Below are 21,617 nucleotides of genomic sequence, written 5' to 3' on the forward strand. Positions count from 1 at the left end.
AGGGATTCCCAATGATGGGGTTGAAACTGCAAGAAAATCAGACCGTTTGGAGAATTGCGCATATTACCAATATGGTGCATTCAAAAATTGTAGACAAATACTGATTGTTAGGCGATTTCAGGCTGAAATAGCATTGCATAACAGGGGTTAAAGCAATGCTTCTTTCAGGGCATTTAATTCAGCCTTCGAGATTTTAAGGACGGTTCCATGCCGCGTTCCTTTTGGGAATTTGACTTTGTCAGAAACATCGGTCCAGTTGACCAAGTCTTTTGATGCGACGGCACCCATGTTTTTTTCGATGTATTTGTCAAAATAGACTACCCAGTGATCACCGACTTTGGTGACGGTAGGACCTTCCGCCCAGTAGTTCCCTGTGATGGGCGTTCCGGCTGGAGAATAGCCAGAAGTTAACGTTTTGCTCTTGGTGATGCGAATGTTTTTTTGTGCAGGCTCGCGTGTTTCGTCCTTCACAAACATCAGGTATTCGCCACCTTCCTTGATGATGGTGCCATCGATAACGTTGAAACCGGGCTCATACAATAGTGCCGTAGGGCTGAAGGATTTGAAGTCTTTTGTTGTTGTGAAATACTTGCGGTGGTTGTAGGCGTCTTCCGCATCGGATTGGGTTTCTGGATAGCGCCCGCGGATGGTGGTGGACCAGAAGATCATGTATGTATCCTCTTTGGCATCGTAGAAGATTTCCGGTGCCCAGGTATTCCTGGCATTGGCTTCATGTTCCATGACCGGTAGGAATTTTTGCCTTGACCAATGGATCAGATCAGGGGAGGAGGCGTACCCCAGACCTTTTTCATTCCAACTCACGGTCCAAACCATATGGTACAACCCATCGCCACCCTTAATGATGCAGGGATCCCGCATCAATTTATCTCCTCCGGCTGTCGGTATTAGATAGGAACCGCCACCTCCCAAAACTTCCCATTGGTAGCCATCCAGACTGTAGGCATAATGCAGACCATCCTCACCATTTCCTGTAAAGTAGGAAAAGAGATAGACCTCCGAATCGCTGGTTTGGGCAGCGCTTTCTTGGTGAAGGAACAGGAGAAATAGAAAGGTGAAAATGAAATTCGTTTTTGACATATTCTGGATTTTGAAAAGTAAGGATAAGCCAATGATCCGGTATTGGCAAGCTTTTTCTATTCACTAAAAGTTTTTTGCAGGATAGTCCAGCACAGTTGAACCGAAATATGCGATGGTTTCCTGATGGCTTTTAATTGCATGTAAATCAGACTATTTGGAGAATAAAACAAAGCGCCGATGTGGTGAAGTCAAAAACAGTATGCGATGACTGCTTATTCGTTATTTTCTGGCTGGAATAGAACTGGTGATGCATACTACGGATTGAAAGGTGTTTTTTTAAACCTAAACTTTGGGTTTTTTGACTGTGAAAATCTTGACTTTGTCCTTTTGTAGCCTACTGAGTTCATTTACTGATTTGCCATTCATGTGTTTTTTGGAAACCCTTTCTGGAAGATTTTATATGAATTCGGGATAGTACAGGACAGGCCATAAAAATCCGGAAGTTACTTTTATCACAATCAAAATAAACTATTCCCATTTGGACCCGATTTGTACATTCCAATTCTTCTATTGCGGCACTCAACCCGATAAAACCAATTTTACCTTTTGATTTTATGTACAAGAACAAAAAGACATTCAGCATATTTCTCATCCTTTGTTTTTTAGGGGCTCCGATTTTTGCACAGCAATCTATTCAAGAAGATGAGGCAGTGGTCCGAAAAGTGGCGGATTTCATTCTCAGCGAAACGGTACTTGGCTTTAAGGACGAAAAAGGAAAGGCGTTTAAGGATTTCAAAACCATCCCAAAGGATCTCGAAGTAGGTTTTGCCTCCAAATATGGGGAATGGCATTACACGAACGGAGTTATCAATCTTGCGATGATGCATCTTGCCAAGCACACTGGTGAGCAGCAATATTTTGATTTTGCCAAAAACCATATCGCCTTTGGATTTGACAATTATAAATTTTTTCAAAACAGGTTTAAGAATGACCGACCGCACCACCGCTATCCCTTGGGACAGTTGTGGACGATGCTGGAACTGGATGATTTTGGCGCTATTTCAGCCAGTATGTTGGAAGTGATGGCGCAAGTGGACAGGCAGGACTATAAGGACTACATCGTGAATGGAGCCGAAAGAATGTCAAAAGGCCAGGTGCGGCTGTATGACCAGACTTTGGTGCGGACATTTCCACAGGAGATGACTTTGTGGGCGGATGACTTGTATATGAGCGTCCCTTTCTTGTCCAGATTGGCTGTTTATACCGGAGAAAACAAATACTTCGACGATGCCATCTTGCAGATTTTGAATTTTGACAAGTATTTGTGGAATGCTTCAAATGGGCTTTATTATCATTGCTATTACAGTGATACCGAAGAAAATGGAGTAGCCCATTGGGCAAGAAGCAATGGATGGTTGGTGTTGGCGCAGGTGCATCTTTTGGAAAGATTGCCGGAAGGATACCCAGGCAAAGAGAAAGTCAGAAAAAACCTAGAAAAACAATTGATTGGACTTTCGCGGTATCAGGACAGCGATGGACTTTGGAGACAATTATTGGACAAAAACGATTCTTATCAGGAAACCTCCGCATCAGCGATGTTTGTACAGGGGTTTGCAAAAGCCATCAATGAAGGTTGGATAGACAAGAAATTTGCTCCTGTGGCCCTGAGGGGTTGGGAAGGATTGAAGAAAATCATGATCACCGAAGATGGACAAGTGAAGGACATTTGCGTAGGCACCGGAATCAGCGACGACTTGGTTTTTTATTATACAAGACCAGCCAAGGCAAATGAAAAGCATGGGGTCGGTTCTGTTATTGACGCGGGGATTGAAGTGTTTAAATTGAAGGAATCGATGGCAAAAAAATAGTTTTTGCCCAATTGCAATTCATTGAATATAAATTCTCATAGTGAAGATTGATATAGGGTTATTAATTTTGAAAACCATTCCTTTGCTGAGGGGATGGTTTTTTTAGTCCTTGTCTTCCTATCCTGCCCCATCTGTCACGCGAAATACGCATGAAGTTTCCTGATGGGTTGAAACTTCAAGAAAATCAGGCTATTTGAAGAAGAAGGCGTAGCGCCGATGTGGTGAAATCAAAAACCGTAAACAAAGAATGATTGTTAAGAAATTACAGGTTGGAATGGATTCGGTGATTTTTAAAACAGGTTTAAACCCGACATAAAAAGGGCTTAATTTGTCAACTTCGTCAAAAAACATGATACCACAGGATTGCATTGCATAAATAGCACTTTAACTTTATCGGTTATTCAATCGAGATTTACATTGTTTCAAATAAAAGAATCATGTTTTCTGAAGATTAAACGATCAATACACCAAATGCGCAAACCTTCCATTGAAGACATTTCATTAAAAGGCATCTCAAAACGAATCCCTATGAATATTCCTTTCTTGACCATCCAGAAAACCTGTGCCGCTTTTTTGTTTTCAATGTTGGTGTCATTTTCCGGATATGCCCAGACCGGCAAGCAAATGACAGACAGCAATACCCCGCTCCATTTGCTCCAACCTGATTATCCCGTTCCTTATGGAATGGTCAAAAAGGAAGAGGTAAAAGGAGTGATCGATCGAGTGAGGGATTATTTGACGGCAGTCACCCCGACAACTGTTATCGACAAAACCACTCAGAAGGAAATCACGGATTTTTCTAAAGTGAATGCCAATAGCCTCTTGAAACCCGGGGATTTCAGACTGCTGAGCTACGAGTGGGGCGTGACCTATTCTGCGATGTTGGCAGCCGGTGAAATCACCGGAGACGCCAAATACACCGACTACACCAAGGACCGCGTGAAATTCATCGCTGACCTGTATCCCCATTTCAAAGCACTTTCAGAACAAAAAAACGCACTGCACTCCATTCTCCATCCTGGAGCTTTGGATGATGCAGGGGCACTTTGTGCGGCTTTCATCAAAACCCAAGCGGCAGGATCGGATGCCGATATCCGACCCATTGTGGACAATTTCATGACCTATATCATGGAGAAAGAATTTAGACTCAATGATGGAACCTTGGCGAGAAACAGGCCCTTGAAAAATACGCTTTGGCTGGATGATCTTTACATGAGTGTTCCTGCCATTGTTCAAATGGGGAAACTGACAGGGGAAACGAAATATTACGATGCAGCGGTCAAGCAAATCGAATTGTTTTCGAAAAGAATGTTCAATGAAAAAAATGGTCTTTATATGCATGGTTGGGTAGAGGATATGGATGTCCATCCCGAATTTCATTGGGCGAGAGCCAATGGTTGGGCATTGCTCACCAAGGTGGAAGTGTTGAGCGTCTTGCCGAAAGACCATCCAGGAAGGCCAATGGTCATGGATTTATTAAAAAAACACATAAGAGGTCTAGCCGCTTTACAATCCGGCTCCGGATTTTGGCATCAGTTGCTGGATAAAAATGACAGTTATCTCGAAACCTCCGCTACCGCCATATATGCCTATTGCATCGCAAAATCGATCAATGAAGGATGGATTGATGGTCTGGCGCATGCACCGATGACACTTCTCGCATGGAATGCCGTGGCCACGATGGTAAACAATACTGGGCAGGTGGAAGGAACTTGTGTCGGAACAGGAATGGCCTTTGATCCCGCATTTTATTACCACAGGCCAATCAATAAATTTGCAGCCCATGGTTATGGTCCCGTCATCGCAGCAGGAGCGGAAGTGATCCGTTTGCTCCAAAACAATGATTTTGAGATCAATGACAGCTCCCTCCAATTGTTGAGAAAATAAAATGAAGCGTGTTCTAAAGCGATATGGCCCAATATTCAAAGCACTGATTTTTCTTTGGTATTTCCTTCCCCAGATTACTTTGGCGCAGGAAGGGAACCAAAAGACCGAATGGAAATTTGATTTCGGGACCGGGGAAGTGCAGGCAGGTTATGAAGCCGTTCAACCCTGGGATATCTATGCTGCAGAAAAGGGCTTTGGGTTTTTGGGAGGAACTGATTTGATCGGGATCGAAAATTTGGAGGGCGACCCGCTTGTTATCGATGGCGTCTCCAGCTTAGATCCATTTTATTTTTCGGTGGATTTGCCCGAAGGAAATTATGATGTAACGGTTTATCTCGGTGATTTGCAGGGGAAATCTGCCACCACTATCCGGGCCGAATGCAGACGCTTGATGCTGGAGGAAACCGAAACTGCTTACGGGGAAATAAAGGCCTTGACTTTCACGGTCAATATAAGGCAACCTGAAATTGGGAATACCGGGGAGCGTGTGAAATTGAAGGAAAGGGAGCTGGACTATCTCCACTGGGATGACAAGTTGACAATCGAATTCAACGGGGAAAATCCAAGGGTGACCGGGCTTGATATTCAGCTGAATACCAGATCGGTAACTGTTTTCCTCGCAGGAAACAGCACCGTGGTGGACCAAGCGTATGAGCCTTGGGCGGCTTGGGGCCAAATGTTTCCTGTTTTTTTCCAAGCAGGGAAAGTGGCTATCGCCAATCACGCAGAATCCGGAGAAAGTCTCTTGTCTTTCCAAAGGGAAAATCGATTGGACAAAATCCTCGATTTAATGAGACCCGGAGATTACCTGTTTGTCGAATTTGGCCACAATGACCAAAAACCCGGAGGAAATCATCTAGATGCCTTTACCACCTACAAGGAAACCTTGAAATCCTACATTGCTTCGGCAAGACAAAAAGGAGGGATTCCGGTTTTGGTAACCTCCATGCACCGAAGGAGTTTCGATCAAAACGGAAAGATTGTGAATACGCTTGGAGATTATCCCGAAGCGGTCAGGCAGGTCGCACATGAGGAAAATGTTGCGCTGATCGACTTGAATGCGATGAGCAAAGTCCTGTATGAATCTTGGGGACCTGAATATTCAAAAAAGGCTTTTGTCCATTTTGCCAAAGGAACCTTCGAAGGACAAGAGGAGGATTTTGCCGACAATACCCATTGTAGCACCTATGGCGCCTATGAATTGGCAAAAGCTGTCGTCGAAGGCTTGAAAAATACGGATCTGGAGGTGATCAAATTTTTAAAGCCCGGAATCGTGCCCTATGACCCTGAAATTCCCGGAAGGTTTGAAGATTTTTATTGGCCCCTGAGCAAAAGAACCTCCAATGTCAAACCTGATGGAAACTAAAAAATGATGAATCCCAAATTGCTTTTGTTGGCTTTGATTTCGCTGGTCGTGATTTCCTGTGGTGAAAAAGAGAGAAGCTTAAAGGACGAGTTTGACTGGTACGATAAGGTTGGTGCAAAGGATTTTCCGGATCAAAAACAGCCCTTTCTTGTCAATGATTTTGGTGCTGTGGCTGACGGTAAGACAATGAACACAAAAGCCATTCAATCCGCCATTGACGCTTGTGCCAAACAGGGTGGAGGGGTAGTTTCCTTCAATGCCGGAGAATATTTGACAGGATCACTTTTCATCAAGTCAGGCGTCAACCTATGGATTGGGGAAAAGGTGACGCTGTTGGGAAGCCAAAATCTCGAAGATTATCCGGACATGCCAACGCGGGTTGCTGGAATTGAGATGGTTTGGCCGGCCGCATTGATCAATGTGATCGGGCAGCAAAAGGCAGCGGTTACCGGGAAAGGAGTAATTCATGCACAGGGAAAACACTTTTGGGAGGCCTATTGGAGAACCAGAGAAGAATACGAAAAGCAGGGCCTAAGGTGGATTGTGGATTATGATGTGAAGCGGCCTAGGACAATTTTGGTTTCAGAATCCAGCGATGTCACCTTGGAGGATCTCACCTTGAAACAAGCCGGATTTTGGACAGTCCATATTTTGTATTCCCAAAACATCACCGCCAAGGGTCTCATAATTCGAAACAATCTGGATGGACACGGTCCGAGTACCGACGGGATTGACATTGATTCTTCCTCCTATATTTTGGTCGAAAACTGTGATATCGATTGCAATGACGACAACTTTTGCCTGAAATCAGGTCGGGATGCAGATGGTTTAAGAGTGAATAGGCCTACGGAATATGTCGTGATTCGAAACTCAATTTCCCGTGCAGGTGGAGGTTTGATCACTTTTGGAAGTGAAACTTCGGGAGGGATCAGGCATGTGGTTGCCCATGACCTGCAGGCAAAAGGAACAGGTGTTGGCTTGCGTTTCAAGTCTGCGATGACAAGAGGCGGGACAGTGGAAAATATTCACCTGAGAGATATTCAGATGGATACCGTCGGGGTTGCCATAGAAATCGGATTGAACTGGAATCCTTCGTACAGTTACTCGGAATTGCCCGCAGGGTTTGATGTGGACAGTGTTCCTGATCATTGGAAGACGATGTTGACCCGAGTGGTACCGAAAGCATTGGGTATTCCCACATTCAAAAATATAGAGATCACCAATCTGCAGGTCCAAAAATCCAAGATGGCGATCACCATAGCAGGAGCGGAAACTTCGGCAATACAGAATATAAGGATCAAGAACAGTAGAATTCACACGCAAACCGGAGGCTCCATCATATTTGCCGAAGGCGTGATTTTCGAAAATTCAGTTGTGATCCCGGAAGATGGCAAAGAAATTTCCGTTGGCGAATCCAAAGAAATCAAATTTTGAAGGATTGATTTTCCAAGCGCAATTTCTTTGCCCAAGAAGATAATAAAGTATCGAAATATCCTCAAAACCAGCTTTTTTGCTCTTTGGAATGCAAAGCACTTTTTTTACCTTGATGGGCAAAACCAAAGAAATCCTGCTGGAACGAAATATTTCATTCCAGCAGGATTAATGAGGGCAGAAATCAAGGGTCTTAAAACTTACTTATATCCATTGAAGACCTTTTTGCATGTGGATAAATGCATGCCCAAAATACAGAAATGAACAAGCCACTACCCAAAATGATAAACCCTTTCAAATTCAGTTTCAAAAAGCTGAGCAGAGCCATTGGTATTGTAGCCATGGCCTTCAGTGCCTTTCAATGCAGCCCATCGGATTCGCTAGAGGTCAAAAAAGGTGATCACCTTATTTTGATCGGGAACAATCTTGGGTCCAGAATGATGGATTATGGGCTTTTTGAAACGGAAATGCATGTACGCTATCCCGATAGTTTACTCTATATCCGCAACATGAGTGATGGGGGAAATACACCGGGTTTTAGACCGCATTCAGGAAGGGAATCCCCTTGGGCATTTCCGGGTGCGGAGGAGTTCCAAACCGAACTGGCAAAAAACTCAGGGAGTGAAGGGCATTTCGAATCTCCCGACGAATGGCTTACCAGACATGGGGCGGATGTGATCATCGCTTTTTTCGGGTTCAATGAATCCTTTCAAGGTGAAGAAGGGTTGGGAAATTATAAAGCGGAATTGGATGCTTTTATCAAGCATACTTTGGCACAAAAATACAATGGCAAATCCGCAGCCCGACTGGCCATTGTTTCCCCGATCGCTTTTGAGGATTTATCGGCCTTTATGGATTTGCCCAATGGGAAAAAGGAAAATGAAAATCTTTCCTTATATACCCATGCGATGAAGGAAGTGGCCGAAAAAAACAAAGTGCTCTTTGTGGATGCCTTTTCCCCCTCAAAAAAATGGTTTGAATCCAGCAAAGAGCCCTTGACCATCGATGGGTCGCAGCTCAATGAGGCTGGCTACAAAAAATTTGCGGTTTTGTTGGCCGATAAGGTTTTTGGGAAATCAAAAGAACAGGCCGGTGCAAACAGGGAACTCATCCATGAAGCGGTCATGGAAAAAAACTGGATGTGGCACAATGACTATAAAATCCCAAATGGGGTTCATGTTTTTGGCCGTCGCTATGCGCCTTTCGGTCCGGACAATTATCCTGCTGAATTGGAGAAAATACGGCAGATGACAGCCATCCGGGATGAGGCGATTTGGTTGGCTTCAAAAGGGGAGAAAATGGATCTGGTGGCTGCTGATAAAACCACCAGGGAATTGCCAAAAGTAGAGACCAATTACAATCCCGATCAGAACGGAAGTCTAAAATACCTGTATGGTCAGGATGCCTTAGACAGGTTAAAAGTGCCGGAAGGTTATAAAATCGAGCTTTTTGCCTCGGAAGTAGAATTTCCGGATTTGGCCAATCCCGTTCAAATGACCTTTGACAACAAAGGCAGATTGTGGGTGGCCACCATTCCAAGCTACCCCCATTACAAGCCAGGGGATCAAAAACCTAACGACAAAATCATCATCTTGGAAGATACCAATGGCGATGGCAAAGCGGACAAACAAATCGTTTTTGCAGATAAATTACATCTGCCAATCGGGTTTGAAATAGCGCCGGAGGGCGTTTATGTTTCTCAGGGAACCAACCTTAAACTCTATACAGACACGGATGGCGATGACCGGGCAGACAAAATCGAAACGCTTTTAAGTGGATTTGATGACCACGATACCCACCATGCCCACAGTGCTTACGTAGCGGATCCATCTGGGGCCATCTATATGGGCGAAGGTGTGTTTTTGCACACCAATGTTGAAACTTCCTATGGTCCGGTTCGCGCAACGAACGGCGGTTTCTATCGGTACAATCCCGCCAGAAGGCACTTGGAACGCACCGCCCAGCTTTCCATCCCCAATCCCTGGGGAATCGCATTTGACGATTATGGACAAAACTTCTTTGCGGAGACTTCCGGACCAGATGTCCGCTGGATGATGCCCGGATCCGTGTTGCCAAGATATGGTGAAGCCACCCACAAGTCCACCAATCTCGTGGAGGATGCCCACAGGGTCAGGCCGACTTCGGGACTGGAGTTTGTATCCAGCCGACACTTTCCAGAGGAGGTTCAAGGCGACCTTTTGATCGCCAACACCATTGGTTTTTTGGGAATGAAACAACATACCATGGTCGATGATGGAACGGGATATACCAGCAAACACAGATTGGATATCGTGGTGGGTGATGACCGAAATTTCCGGCCGGTGGACATGGAATTTGCTCCGGATGGATCGCTTTATTTTATCGATTGGCACAATGTGCTGATCGGGCACATGCAGCACAATGCAAGGGATCCGTTGCGGGATCACGTCCATGGAAGGGTTTATCGGATAACCTATCCGTCCAGGCCTTTGGTGGAACCTGCCAAAATTGATGGGGCAAGCATCAAGGAGCTTTTGGAAAACCTCAAGCTCCCCGAATTCAGAACGAGATACAGAACCCGAAGGGAATTGAGGGGAAGAAATGTCGATGATGTTCTCACGGCAATCAAAACTTACCAGGCTGGCTTGAATAAAAACGACCCCAAGTATGAGCATCATCTTTTGGAAGCTTTGTGGGTGAGTTGGGGCTTGAATAAGGTAGATCAAGACCTGCTTAAACAACTATTAAAGGCGAAGGATTTCCGGGTAAGATCAGCTGCCGTCAGAGTATTGCGGTATACCGGTCACCAAGTTGCCGATCAGCCAAATCTATTGATGGAAGCGGTGCGGGATGATCACGGAAGGGTGAGATTGGAAGCCATCGTATCGGCCTCATGGCTGGAGAAAGAAAAGGGATTGCCGATCTTAGAGGAAGCCAAGAAAAAACCGATGGATGAATGGATGGTGCATGCACATGAAACCGCTGTGGCCCATCTCAATGGCATTTCAGTAAAGCAGAAAAAAGAGGAAGATATCCTGTCAAGTTTGACTGGTAGCGATTTGGAACTGTACAATATGGGAAAGGAAATTTATGCCCGTGATGGATATTGCAGCACCTGCCACCAAGAAGATGGAAAGGGTCTCCCTGCTTCGGGATTTCCACCGATCGTGGGGACCAATTGGGTGTTGGGAAGTGAAGAACGGTTGATCAAGTTGACCTTGAAAGGACTTCTCGGGCCGATTGAGGTGAACGGAAAGGGCTATCCCGGACAAGTTCCCATGACGCCGTTTGGAGGAATGTTGAATGACAATGAAGTGGCAGCGGTTTTGACCTACGTCCGAAATTCATTTGGCAATCAGGCTTCTCCGATCAAACCTGAACAGGTGAAAGCTGTCAGGGCTGCCGAAACCGGGAAAACCGGTTTTTATTCCCCTGCGGAATTGCTGAAAGTACATCCGATGGAGAATTGAAAATAAATGTATTATTGGTTACTGGTGTGCCCCAAATGGGAAAGCGGTTTGAATCATTTTTGAAATTAAATGGAGAATAAGATGCAACAATTACCCTTCAAATTCGGAGCTGAAGTTTATACCTGGTACATGAACAACAACGGGATAACCTACAAAGATCAGTTGGGGCATATGATTGAAATCATTGCCAAGGCCGGTTTTACGGGAATCCAACCTATTTTTTCTTGGATGGGGAAATTGAGTGATCCGGTCTTGTTGGAGGAAAAACTGAAGGAACAGGGTATAGAATTGGCAGCGGTCGCTTTGGCATTGGACTGGAACGCCAAAGAGGAGACAGACGAAGAGCGGAAAGTAGCTGACAATGCCATTGAATTTCTCAAAAAGTTTCCGGGTTCAGTACTATGTACTGTTCAGATTCCAACAGGCCGTCATGACCTTGTCCAAAGGAGAAAAAACCTGACGGATATCGTGAATACAGTTTCCAGAAGAGCTGCGGATCATGGCGTGATCAGTAGTTTTCACCCAAATTCTCCGCACAGTTCCATCACCCGAACCGAGGAGGATTATCAAGTGATCCTCGACGCTTTGGATGCTTCGGCCACGGGATGGTGTCCGGATGTCGGACACATCATCAATGGGGGCATGGATCCCCTCGGGAAAATGAAAGAATATCAATCCCTGATCAACCATGTCCATTACAAAGATTGGGATGGAAATCCGGAATTTGCCCTAATGGGAAATGGAAGAGTTGATCTTTTGGGAATCACCCAATGGCTTAAGGATATCCATTACAAGGGTTGGATTATCTGTGAAGATGAAGGAAAGGAAGCTTTGGAAGATCCGGATTTTGTCACGCTCCACGATGGACAATGGATCCACAAAACCCTGGTTCCCGGATTAAAATAAGAAACCATGCCAACCATAAACGCCAACGGAATTGATATTTATTTTGAAGAAAGGGGTTCAGGTGATCCCCTTTTACTGATCATGGGAATCACCGCAGTCGGTGAAGTCTGGGATAAGCATGTTGCCCATTGGGGAAAACACTTCAGGTGCATTTTGATCGACAATAGGGGTGTGGGGAAATCCGACAAGCCACCCGGCCCCTACACTTCCTTGCAGATGGCGAAGGATTGTATCGAAGTGTTGGACCATTTGGGGATTTCCTCTGCCAAGGTTGTGGGCGTATCCATGGGCAGTATCATCGCTCAGCAATTGGCCATCAATTTTCCCGAAAGAATAAGCGCAATGGTTTTGATGTGCCCCTGGGCACGATGTGACAATACTACGAAGGCAATATTTCAGCACATGGCAGACTGCAAGGCCAGGCTCGTTCCGGAGGAATTCAGCATTTATATCCAACTGTTGATCTTTTCAAAATGCTCCTGGGATGATGAGGAAGTGTACGAAGGTCTGTTGGAAGACCGGAAAAATGCCGCTCTGGATCCCAATCCACAACCCTTGATCGGTTTGGAAGGACAGGCTGCTGCCTGTATCCATCATTCGGTTTTGGATGCATTGTCAGGGATCAGTTGTCCTACTTTTGTTTTGGGAGGGGAAGAAGATGCTTTTACCCCCGTCTGGATGACCCATGAGGTGGCAGAAGCGATTCCCGGCTCATTATTGCACCTTTATGAGAAAAGTGGGCATGCTTTTCATTGGGAAAATCTGGAGGATTTTAATGTAAGGGTGGGGGATTGGCTTTTAAATCAGAAGTAAAGCCGATTGGGAATCAGCGCCGAATCAAAGGAAATTGAATGGTTTATTCACCACAAATATGCGGAGAATAAAAGGGTTATTCTCCGCACACTAAGCTTGCAATTCTGAGGTCAATTCCCATTTCCTCAACACTTCACAAAAATTACGCGAATCAAAGCCCATGCTTTTCACCCATTTCCCGGATAAATTTATAACCACTTTCGGCCATGTCCCAAGGTTCGGAAAACTCCCTCCAAACACCGATTGAGTTGGCAAAACCGGGATCGTTTCGGGTGAAACCTTCGATGGTGAGCCAGCCTTTGTAATGGATCTCGGCCAATGCTGCAAATGTTTCATCCCAGGGGACATGTCCGGATCCAGGTGTGCCCCTGTCATTTTCACTGATGTGGAAATGGCCCAGAATCGGCGCGATTTTGTGGATGGAATCCCGGAATTTTTTCTCCTCCATATTGGCATGGTGGGTATCAAACATGGCTTTCACATTGGGATGATCCACTTTTTTGATCAAATAAGCGAGTTGCTCCATCGTATTGCAGAGGTAGCATTCAAAACGGTTCAGTGCCTCCGGAGTGAGCAAAATCCCGGCTTGGGCTGCGTATTCTCCGGCTTGGTGTAAGATCTCGGCACTGCGCTCATATTCAATTTCCTGTGGAGCCGCTTTAGTAAACGTCGCAAAAGCGGAATGATAAGGCCCACAGATTACTTTTGCACCCAAGTCATGTGCCCTGTCAATGGTCCACTTGATTTTTTCGAGGCTTTTTTGCCTGTTGTGGGCATCGGGGCTTATTGGGTTTTCGTCTGGGCCCAGTACAAAAACAGCCGTGACCTCCAAGCCAATCTGCTTTGCGTAATTGCCAATTCTGCTGTAGGCAGCCTTATCGGGAGAACCCACAAAGAACTCCACTCCGTCGTATCCAATTGTTTTCAGTCTGTCAAGAATGGGGATGAGGTCATCCGACATGTCTGCGGACCAAGCCAATACATTAAATCCAATTTTATTCATGATGTTGATTTGTAAGGACAAATTTGTTTGCTAAATCACTTGAAATCAGAAACCCTCATCCCTTTCCGGAATGTGCCAAAACCGAATGGAGTGGGTTGATAATTTCCCACAATGGAGACATTCATGTCCTCCGTGATTTTATCCGGCATATCAAGGCTCCAAAAAGCGGCGTTGACAATTAATTTCCTCAAATCGGCACTTTCCAGGTCAACAGATGCGCCCATGGTGGTGGTGAAAACCTTTCCTTTTTGGCCACCTTCTATTTGATACTCCTTGGTCCAGGCGATGGGCATAACCGATTTTTCCCAAATCAAAGCTGCGTCTGCGGTCATCCCTTTGGTGGGTTGTCCGTAAACCAAGACCTTTGCTTCCGGAATGAGGTTTTTCACTGTGTACACATCGGAAGCTACCCAAATGTCTTTCACACCCCTCAAGATGGGGTGATCCGCGAGTTGTGCCGGGCCATCGATCAAGGCCCTAGTTCCTTCTTTGCCATGGTCACCGTGATGGGCAACCCATGTCTCGCCAAGGATTTTCTGGCCAAAGCCCCCAGTCCAATCCTTTTCTTTACTGTCAAAACCGTATTTCGCAAAAGGGCTGGTTTTGTTTTTGGAGTAATGAAAAGCATGGGTGGACGTCCGCATGCCGATGATTGGTTTTCCCGATTTTAGGTAATCTTCAAAATATTGGGTTTGCTGATCATCCAACTCCCTGAACCGGGTAAGCAGAATCATCAGATCCGCAGTTGCCAAATGCTCAAGTCCTGGAATATTGTTTTGGTAGGAGGGAACGACATCCCCCGTTTCTGGGTCGATGGGGAATAGGACGGTACACTTGAAGCCATAGTGCTCGGCGAGCAATTTGCCAAGCATCGGCATGGATTCCTCGGAGCGGTATTCATCGTCCCCGCTGATCAAGACGATGTGTTTCCCTTTTCCGGGACCTTCTTTGCCTTCAAACTGAAGCCATTGTACATCTTTTTGTGCCTGACAGGCGATAGAGAAAAAGAACAGCATGCCAAAGGCCATCAAAAACCGGATGCTCGAATTGGGTTGAAAGGTGATGGATTGAAAAAAACGTGTTGTCATGGGTCATTTTTTTAGTATCGGAATCAATAAGGACAAAATATCGCGAATCTTAAACATTTTTTATATGCACGGGAATGATTCTTTTAAAATATCGCTAATCAAGCTTTTTGTGGAATAATGGGGTGGGGAAAAGCTAAAAAAAGAATACAACTTTTTAAAAGTTTATCATTGAACCTTATAGGAGAAATCACCTCAAATAAATGGAATAGAAAAGGTTATGAGATGAATCAACCCTGTTCGACTTTTCCATAATCACCAAAAAATAGACGAATGAAACACTTTTGACACTCTGAATTCTCAAAACTATTAGAAAATTTGGGCCTTATCTCCCCTGGTAGAGCAATTAGGAAGATGTGTCTACAATTAGGTCTGGATTCGATTTTCCGGTATTCTTAATTTATTGCAGAATTATTTTTCACACAAATAAAGTCACTTTTCACAACTTTTCCCATAACAGCAGTTCAAGTTCAAGGCTTGTCCTTTCTTGACCTCTCACCAAAAATACCGCGGTGAAATACTCAATGTTTTCTTCAGTCATTTTGAAAAACACTTCTTCTATCCACTTGATATCCGTAAATTTTTCTGTGGTAGCTTTTACCCCAATATCATGATCGGAGAAAAACATAAACTGCTCTGTGCCGTTGGGCCCTTTCATTCTCGAAACGACGGCATGTTCATATTTTGTACCATCTTCAATACTCAAATTGATCAAAGTATCTCTTTCGGCAGCGGCATCTTTGTAGGAGATGGTGTATTGGTCAATTTTGAATTTTGAGTTACTGTCATTGAAAAGGGCGAGAAAAATATTTTTGTTCTTTACCGGACCGATATAGATGGAGTTCACAGAGGAAATGTCTTTTATGGACGTTTGAGAGGTAAAACGAATATCGAAGTCATTGCCGTTGAAATGGAAAATCCTAGAGATGTTCATCGTTCCAATGGCCGCTAATCCTGTGACATAAGGATAGTTTGCCGGGGACATTTGCTCTTTTTTGTCTGGATTTCTTTCCAGGTATTTATAGTAGTCTTGAAGGTTGTTGATATCATAATCTCTATTCCAGCCAGTATTCCCTGTGACTGTAGTTCCCATTATCCCAAAAAAATCTCCGATAAATAAAGTGGTAGGTTTATTGTTGCTAAAAAAGGGTTGCCAAACGGGGATTTTTTTTTGATAAATCGAGAGAGAAACGAGGGAAATTGCCAAAAGTATGGAAGCAGCCAAGACGAAATACCTCCTTTTTCTTCTTTGGATGATCAACTGAGGGTCATTTGATCTCTCGATGAATTCAACTTGGTACTGACCTTTTTTGATTTCCAATTTGATTTCATCGTTTTCTCCATCGGTGCTGTAATACTTTTCTATTTTTTTTCTGAGATGATAGATATTTACCCGCATGTGGGCTGCACTTTTTTCATCTGCATAATCCTTTCCATACAACTCCATGGAAATTGTATTTTCTTTCAAGTCTTTCTTTTCTAAAGATGCTTCGACAAGATATTTCAATAACATGCTCGTAGAAGGCGATCTTGAGAACAATTTATGCTCAAGCAAATGCCGCAATACTTCTAGTTTTTTTGATTGGTCCATGGGTTTTAGGATTTGGGTATCGGTGTCATGGTGCTTAGAAAAATGCCATTTAAATTGATTCAAGTCATCTTTTAACCGTTAAAGATACCGTTAAAAGAATGTTAAATTTAGATTTTTAATTTTTAATTACAATCATTACAGCATTCAAAGTCGGTAGAAATGCAGATTGAAGCAATTTAATTTTGAATGTTTCTCTGATTACAAAAATTATAATGTGATAAGGTTAAAGTCTGTGAAAAAGAATAATCACCACAATAATTCGAACTCAGAATTTCAATAAGTATCAATACAATCAAATCAAATCAATTAACATCAACCCAATTTAATTATGAATAAACTAATACGAAGGATAACTGTCCTTATGGTTTGTTTTTTGATGTTGGCAAATTCTGCTGATGCTCAAAATCAATCAATCACAATCGAAGGAGTTGTAAAAGAAGCCTCAAATGGCTTACCCATACCAGGGGTGACGATCTTAGAAAAAGCCACCACAAATGGAACCGTAACGGATGTGGATGGAAAATTCAAAATCAGTGTTAATTCCAGCGCTTCGCGCATCACTGTTTCATTTATTGGATTTTCCCAACAGGAAATAAGTATCAATAACAAAAGCTACATAGAGATTTTGTTGGAGGAGGATATTAGCCAGCTGGATGAAGTCGTAGTGATTGGATATGGTACGCAGAAGCGATCAGACATTACAGGTTCCGTGGCATCTGTTCCGAAAGACAGGTTGTCAAATCTTCCGGTGACGGACATCACCCAAGCCATTCAGGGGACTACAGCTGGTTTGACAGTTACTCAAGGTTCATCTGTTCCTGGAAGTACGGGAGGCTTACAGATCAGAGGAGTCAATTCAATCAATGCCAACACAAGCCCATTCTTGGTCGTAGATGGATCCCCATTTTTTGGAAGTATCAATGACATCAGTCCCAATGATGTTGAATCAATCGAGATTCTAAAAGATGCATCCGCGGTTGCGATATATGGCACAAGAGGTGCCAACGGGGTCATCCTTATCACTACAAAGAGAGGTTCATCTACATCTGGAAAACCTAGAATTAACTACAATGCCTATACTGGATTTGAGGGGATTGGCAATCTGCTAACACCTATGGGCCCAGATCGATATGTTCAAAAATATTCAGATTTTTTAGTGGCCAACAATCTTTCCATGACGAACATTCTCCCCAATGCTGCGGAAGTTGAAAATTTCAACAATGGAATCACCACCGATTGGTTAAATGAGGCTTCACAAACAGGAAGAATCACCGAGCACAATTTGAGTATCTCGGGTGGGACAGAGAATGTTCAATACTTTGTCTCTGGCTCTAAGGTTGCCCAAGAGGGCGTGGTCAAAGGATATCAGTTTGGGAGAGCTTCTTTCAGAACAAATATAGATGCAAAGATCAATGATTTAATCAAAGTGGGTACCAGCGCATTCTTTACGGATAGAAATCAAGATGGTGGAAGGGTAAACCTGCTTTTGGCGACTGCCATGAGTCCTTATTCAAGACCTACGAATGATGATGGAGAATATCAGATTTTCCCTATGGCACCCGAGCAGCTTTTCTTAAATCCGATGTTAGGACTTACGGTGGACAGAGAAGACAGAAGGAAAACCTTGTCAGGTGGTGCTTATGTGGACATCACCCCAAGTTTTCTTCCAGGATTGACCTATAGGCTCAATGGTAACTATACTTACAATATCGACAGAACAGCCCAGTATACAGGCCGCCAATTCAATGATTTAAACGGCACGGCCAATGTTTCCAATACAGAAGTAACCAATTGGGTTTTGGAAAATATTTTGTCTTATACCAAAGAGATTGGCGAGCATAGACTTGATTTTACAGGTTTATACAGTGCACAAAAAGTTGATTATTTTTTCACAAGTGGACAATCAAGGATTTTTACAAATGATGCGCTGTCTTTCAACAATATGGGTGCAGGATCGACACAACAAACCGGATCGGCAGGAAACAGCTACACCTTATTGTCTCAAATGGCAAGGGTGAATTATTCCTACATGAGTAAATATTTATTGACAGTAACTGCCCGAAGAGATGGATATTCAGCTTTTGGAGCAAACACAAGCAAGTATGGTCTTTTCCCATCCATTGCCTTGGGATGGAATATTCACAACGAAAACTTCATGGCAAATGCCAGTTCAGTAGGTGAGTTAAAACTTAGGTTGTCTCACGGACAAGCAGGAAATCAAGCCATTGGGGTGAATCAAACTGCGACAACGGCCAATACATTTCTACAGCCGTTCAACGGGACACCCTTAGTAGGGGTACTTTATAACAATTTAGGGAATGCTAATCTAAATTGGGAAACCACCACTTCGACCAACTTGGCTTTGGATTTTGGAGTTGTTGAAAATAGAATAAGAGGGTCTGTCGAAGCTTACAAAACTGTGACAAATGACATCTTATTGCGAAGAAACCTCCCCAATATCACTGGCTATTCCAATGTTTTGACAAACTTAGGGAAGATGCAAAACCTAGGGTTTGAATTTACCTTAAACACCGTAAACATCGCCAAAGATAATTTCTCCTGGGAAACATCATTGAATTATTCCAGGTACAGAAATGAAATTTTGGAGCTTTACGGGGATGGTCGTGATGATATTGGAAACGGTTGGTTCATAGGTCAACCGCTAAGGGTGGTTTTTGATTATGAAAAAATTGGTATTTGGCAAGTTGGAGAAGAAGTAGCCAATCATGACCCTGTAGCGAGACCTGGGGATCTCAAATATAGGGACCAGAATGGTGATGGAATCATCAATGCAGAAGATAGAATGATATTGGGTCAAAGAGATCCAAAATGGATAGGAGGATTGACCAATAATTTCAAATACAAAAACTTCCATTTGAGTATATTCCTTCAAGCAGTGAAGGGCGGCTTAAAAAGCAATAGAGACTTGTCCTATGCGGATGAGGCAGGGAGGAGAAACATTCCTCAAGAGGTCGGTTACTGGACTCCCGAGAACCAGGACAATTACTGGCCTGGTCTTGCAGCTTTCAGAAATTACAGAGGATATCAGTTTACGGAAGATTTTAGCTTTTTGAGAATCAAAGATGTAAGGGTGAGTTATGTCGTGCCTAAACCATTTCTGTCAAAATACAATATTGAAGGATTGACACTTTACATGGCAGGCCGAAACTTGCACACTTTTACAAAATGGGTTGGATGGGATCCTGAGATGAATTATGATCCAAGAGGATCTGGGAATTGGACCAATAATTACCCCTTGGTCCGCACAGTTTCCTTTGGTCTTAACCTAACACTTTAAATCAGAAAGAAAATGAAAAAATTAATCATATATATAGGAATCCTTTGTGTTTTGGTAATTACCAATACAGCTTGCGACGAATCTTTCTTAGATGAGAAAGTCCTGGACAGATATGCTCCGGAATCATTGAATGATCGATTGGGCTTTGATGCTGCAGCCATTGGCTTGCATAGACATTTTGTTTCCATGCTCAATACGGATCAAGATCAAACCTTGATAGGGATATGGCATGTGGGAACAGATATTTTGTGGGCACCTTCCGGTAGGTCAAACGGTGATTCAAGATCGTTTTTCAGCTATTCTCAGATGAACTCATTGGATCCAGCTTCTAGAAAAACATGGAGTTCATTGTATGTCCTGATCAATAATGCCAACATATTGATCAATAGTGCTGAAAACAATAATCCTACGGGGATGAATGTAGAGGAAATCAGCGCATTCAATGCAGAAGCGCGTTTTTTCAGAGCCTATGCATACAATATGCTTGCTACACTCTTTGGAGATGTCCCACTATTGATTGAGCCTCTGACAGCCCCAAAAACGGATTTTGTTCGGACACCAGTCAATGAAATAAATGCAGTTATCGAGCAGGATTTGATTTTTGCAACGGAATTTCTTCCTAATGCAGGATCTGCCCGTCATGAAAGTAGAATCAATAAAATGATGGCACACCAACTGTTTGCAGAGGTTTACCTAAGACTAGGAAAACCAGCGGAGGCAGAAGAACAAGCCTCTTCAATCATTGGCAATGGAAGGTATTCTCTTGTCAATCAGAGATATGGTGTAAATGCAAATGGCCCAGGAGATCCTTTTTCTGACATGTTTATCAAAGGAAATCAACGGAGGAACCAAGGGAATACAGAGGCTATCTGGGTTTTGGAAATGGAAAACCCAGCAGATATTGCAGGTGGTGGTTCTGGAAACCCACAGCAAAGAAGATTATGGGTAGGTGGATATTACGATATTCCAGGAATGGAGCCAGCAGATTCTCTTGGTGGAAGAGGTATCGCAAGGGTCAGACTTAATAATTGGGTTTTATATGGGTTGTACGATGAGCTTGACATGAGAAACTCAGCGTTTAACATCAAAAGGAAATTGTATTTTAATAACAGGGGAAGTGCTTACGATAACATAAGAGGACAAGAGGTACCTTATGGTAAAAATTCAGAATTTACCCTTACTAATGGAAATGTCATTAAAATTTTTCCCGCAGATACTATTTGGAGAATGGCTCCCTATTCTATGAAGTGGGGTCAATTTGATAACAGAGATGTTTTTGGCTATGGTATGTGGAAAGATTTCATGTTGATGCGATTGGGCGAGACTTACTTGTTAAGGGCAGAAGCTAGGATGCTTCAGGGAGACCTGGCAGGCGCAGCTTCTGACATCAATGTGTTGAGAGAAAGGGCCAATGCACCTCTGGTGAACGCGGGACAAATGAACCTGGATTTTATCCTGGATGAAAGAGCGAGAGAACTCTTGGCCGAAGAAAACAGAAGAATGACGCTCGTCAGGACGGGGACTCTTGTGGAAAGAGCCAGAAGATTGAACGGGACGAGTCCTTTGGCGAATGGTGAAATTGAAACGACAGATGGTTTGCAGGATTTTCACATGAAATTCCCTATCCCTCAGTCTGAGATTGATTTGAACAAAGATGCCGAACTGAAGCAAAATGAAGGGTATTAAATCCAGGGACTCACATATTCTTGAATGTTAATATTAAATGGTATGTATATCCACTACTTTTCCACTAGACCAATGGGCCAGTTGAAAAACCCGAAAAATTCAGAATTTTTGATTTCTTCCGTTTTCGGTCTTCAAGTCCGATATTGAGAGAAAATCAAGTAACTGGCAGAAAAACGGATAATCATATTAATTATTT

At 43.5% G+C, this 21,617-nt stretch carries 13 protein-coding genes; 9 read left to right on the forward strand and 4 right to left on the reverse strand.

The window, feature by feature from the left end:
- Positions 1-147: 147 nt before the first annotated feature.
- Positions 148-1,098 carry a glycoside hydrolase family 43 protein gene (locus tag Q7J63_RS04610; protein ID WP_304884326.1) on the reverse strand — a complete coding sequence of 317 codons (951 nt, stop codon included), beginning with the start codon at positions 1,096-1,098 and terminating at the stop codon, positions 148-150.
- 554 nt (positions 1,099-1,652) lie between these two features.
- Here Q7J63_RS04610 and Q7J63_RS04615 point away from each other — a divergent pair.
- From Q7J63_RS04615 to Q7J63_RS04645, 7 genes are all read left to right on the forward strand, one after another.
- Positions 1,653-2,906 carry a glycoside hydrolase family 105 protein gene (locus Q7J63_RS04615; protein WP_304884328.1) on the forward strand — a complete coding sequence of 418 codons (1,254 nt, stop codon included), beginning with the start codon at positions 1,653-1,655 and terminating at the stop codon, positions 2,904-2,906.
- 582 nt (positions 2,907-3,488) lie between these two features.
- On the forward strand, positions 3,489-4,793 hold the full coding sequence (locus tag Q7J63_RS04620; RefSeq protein WP_304884350.1) for a glycoside hydrolase family 105 protein: 1,305 nt from the start codon (positions 3,489-3,491) through the stop codon (positions 4,791-4,793).
- A 1-nt stretch (position 4,794) separates the two neighbouring features.
- Positions 4,795-6,159, forward strand: coding sequence for a rhamnogalacturonan acetylesterase (locus Q7J63_RS04625; protein ID WP_304884330.1), 1,365 nt, complete (start codon positions 4,795-4,797; stop codon positions 6,157-6,159).
- Between the two features lie 3 nt (positions 6,160-6,162).
- The gene (locus Q7J63_RS04630) at positions 6,163-7,593 is read left to right on the forward strand and encodes a glycoside hydrolase family 28 protein (protein WP_304884332.1); all 1,431 of its coding nucleotides are present in this window, start codon (positions 6,163-6,165) and stop codon (positions 7,591-7,593) included.
- A 338-nt stretch (positions 7,594-7,931) separates the two neighbouring features.
- Entirely contained in the window at positions 7,932-11,039 is a 3,108-nt protein-coding gene (locus tag Q7J63_RS04635; protein ID WP_304884352.1) for a PVC-type heme-binding CxxCH protein, read from the forward strand.
- A gap of 81 nt (positions 11,040-11,120) precedes the next feature.
- The gene (locus Q7J63_RS04640; protein WP_304884334.1) at positions 11,121-11,945 is read left to right on the forward strand and encodes a sugar phosphate isomerase/epimerase; all 825 of its coding nucleotides are present in this window, start codon (positions 11,121-11,123) and stop codon (positions 11,943-11,945) included.
- Between the two features lie 6 nt (positions 11,946-11,951).
- Complete coding sequence (locus Q7J63_RS04645) at positions 11,952-12,758, forward strand: alpha/beta fold hydrolase (protein WP_304884335.1); 807 nt, start codon at positions 11,952-11,954, stop codon at positions 12,756-12,758.
- 151 nt (positions 12,759-12,909) lie between these two features.
- On the opposite strand, the gene Q7J63_RS04650 is transcribed toward Q7J63_RS04645, so the two are convergent.
- From Q7J63_RS04650 to Q7J63_RS04660, 3 genes are all read right to left on the reverse strand, one after another.
- Complete coding sequence (locus Q7J63_RS04650) at positions 12,910-13,761, reverse strand: sugar phosphate isomerase/epimerase (RefSeq protein ID WP_304884337.1); 852 nt, start codon at positions 13,759-13,761, stop codon at positions 12,910-12,912.
- Between the two features lie 35 nt (positions 13,762-13,796).
- Complete coding sequence (locus Q7J63_RS04655) at positions 13,797-14,849, reverse strand: ThuA domain-containing protein (protein WP_304884339.1); 1,053 nt, start codon at positions 14,847-14,849, stop codon at positions 13,797-13,799.
- Positions 14,850-15,285: 436 nt separating this feature from the next.
- On the reverse strand, positions 15,286-16,437 hold the full coding sequence (locus Q7J63_RS04660; RefSeq protein ID WP_304884341.1) for a helix-turn-helix domain-containing protein: 1,152 nt from the start codon (positions 16,435-16,437) through the stop codon (positions 15,286-15,288).
- Positions 16,438-16,765: 328 nt separating this feature from the next.
- Here Q7J63_RS04660 and Q7J63_RS04665 point away from each other — a divergent pair, with 328 nt between their 5' ends.
- Complete coding sequence (locus Q7J63_RS04665; RefSeq protein ID WP_304884343.1) at positions 16,766-19,735, forward strand: TonB-dependent receptor; 2,970 nt, start codon at positions 16,766-16,768, stop codon at positions 19,733-19,735.
- A gap of 12 nt (positions 19,736-19,747) precedes the next feature.
- Positions 19,748-21,421, forward strand: a complete 1,674-nt coding sequence (locus tag Q7J63_RS04670) for a RagB/SusD family nutrient uptake outer membrane protein (protein ID WP_304884344.1) — start codon at positions 19,748-19,750, stop codon at positions 21,419-21,421.
- Positions 21,422-21,617 lie beyond the last annotated feature (196 nt).

The sequence above is a fragment of the Rhodonellum sp. genome (genome assembly GCF_030656585.1).
GTDB classification, from domain to species: Bacteria; Bacteroidota; Bacteroidia; order Cytophagales; family Cyclobacteriaceae; genus Rhodonellum; species Rhodonellum psychrophilum.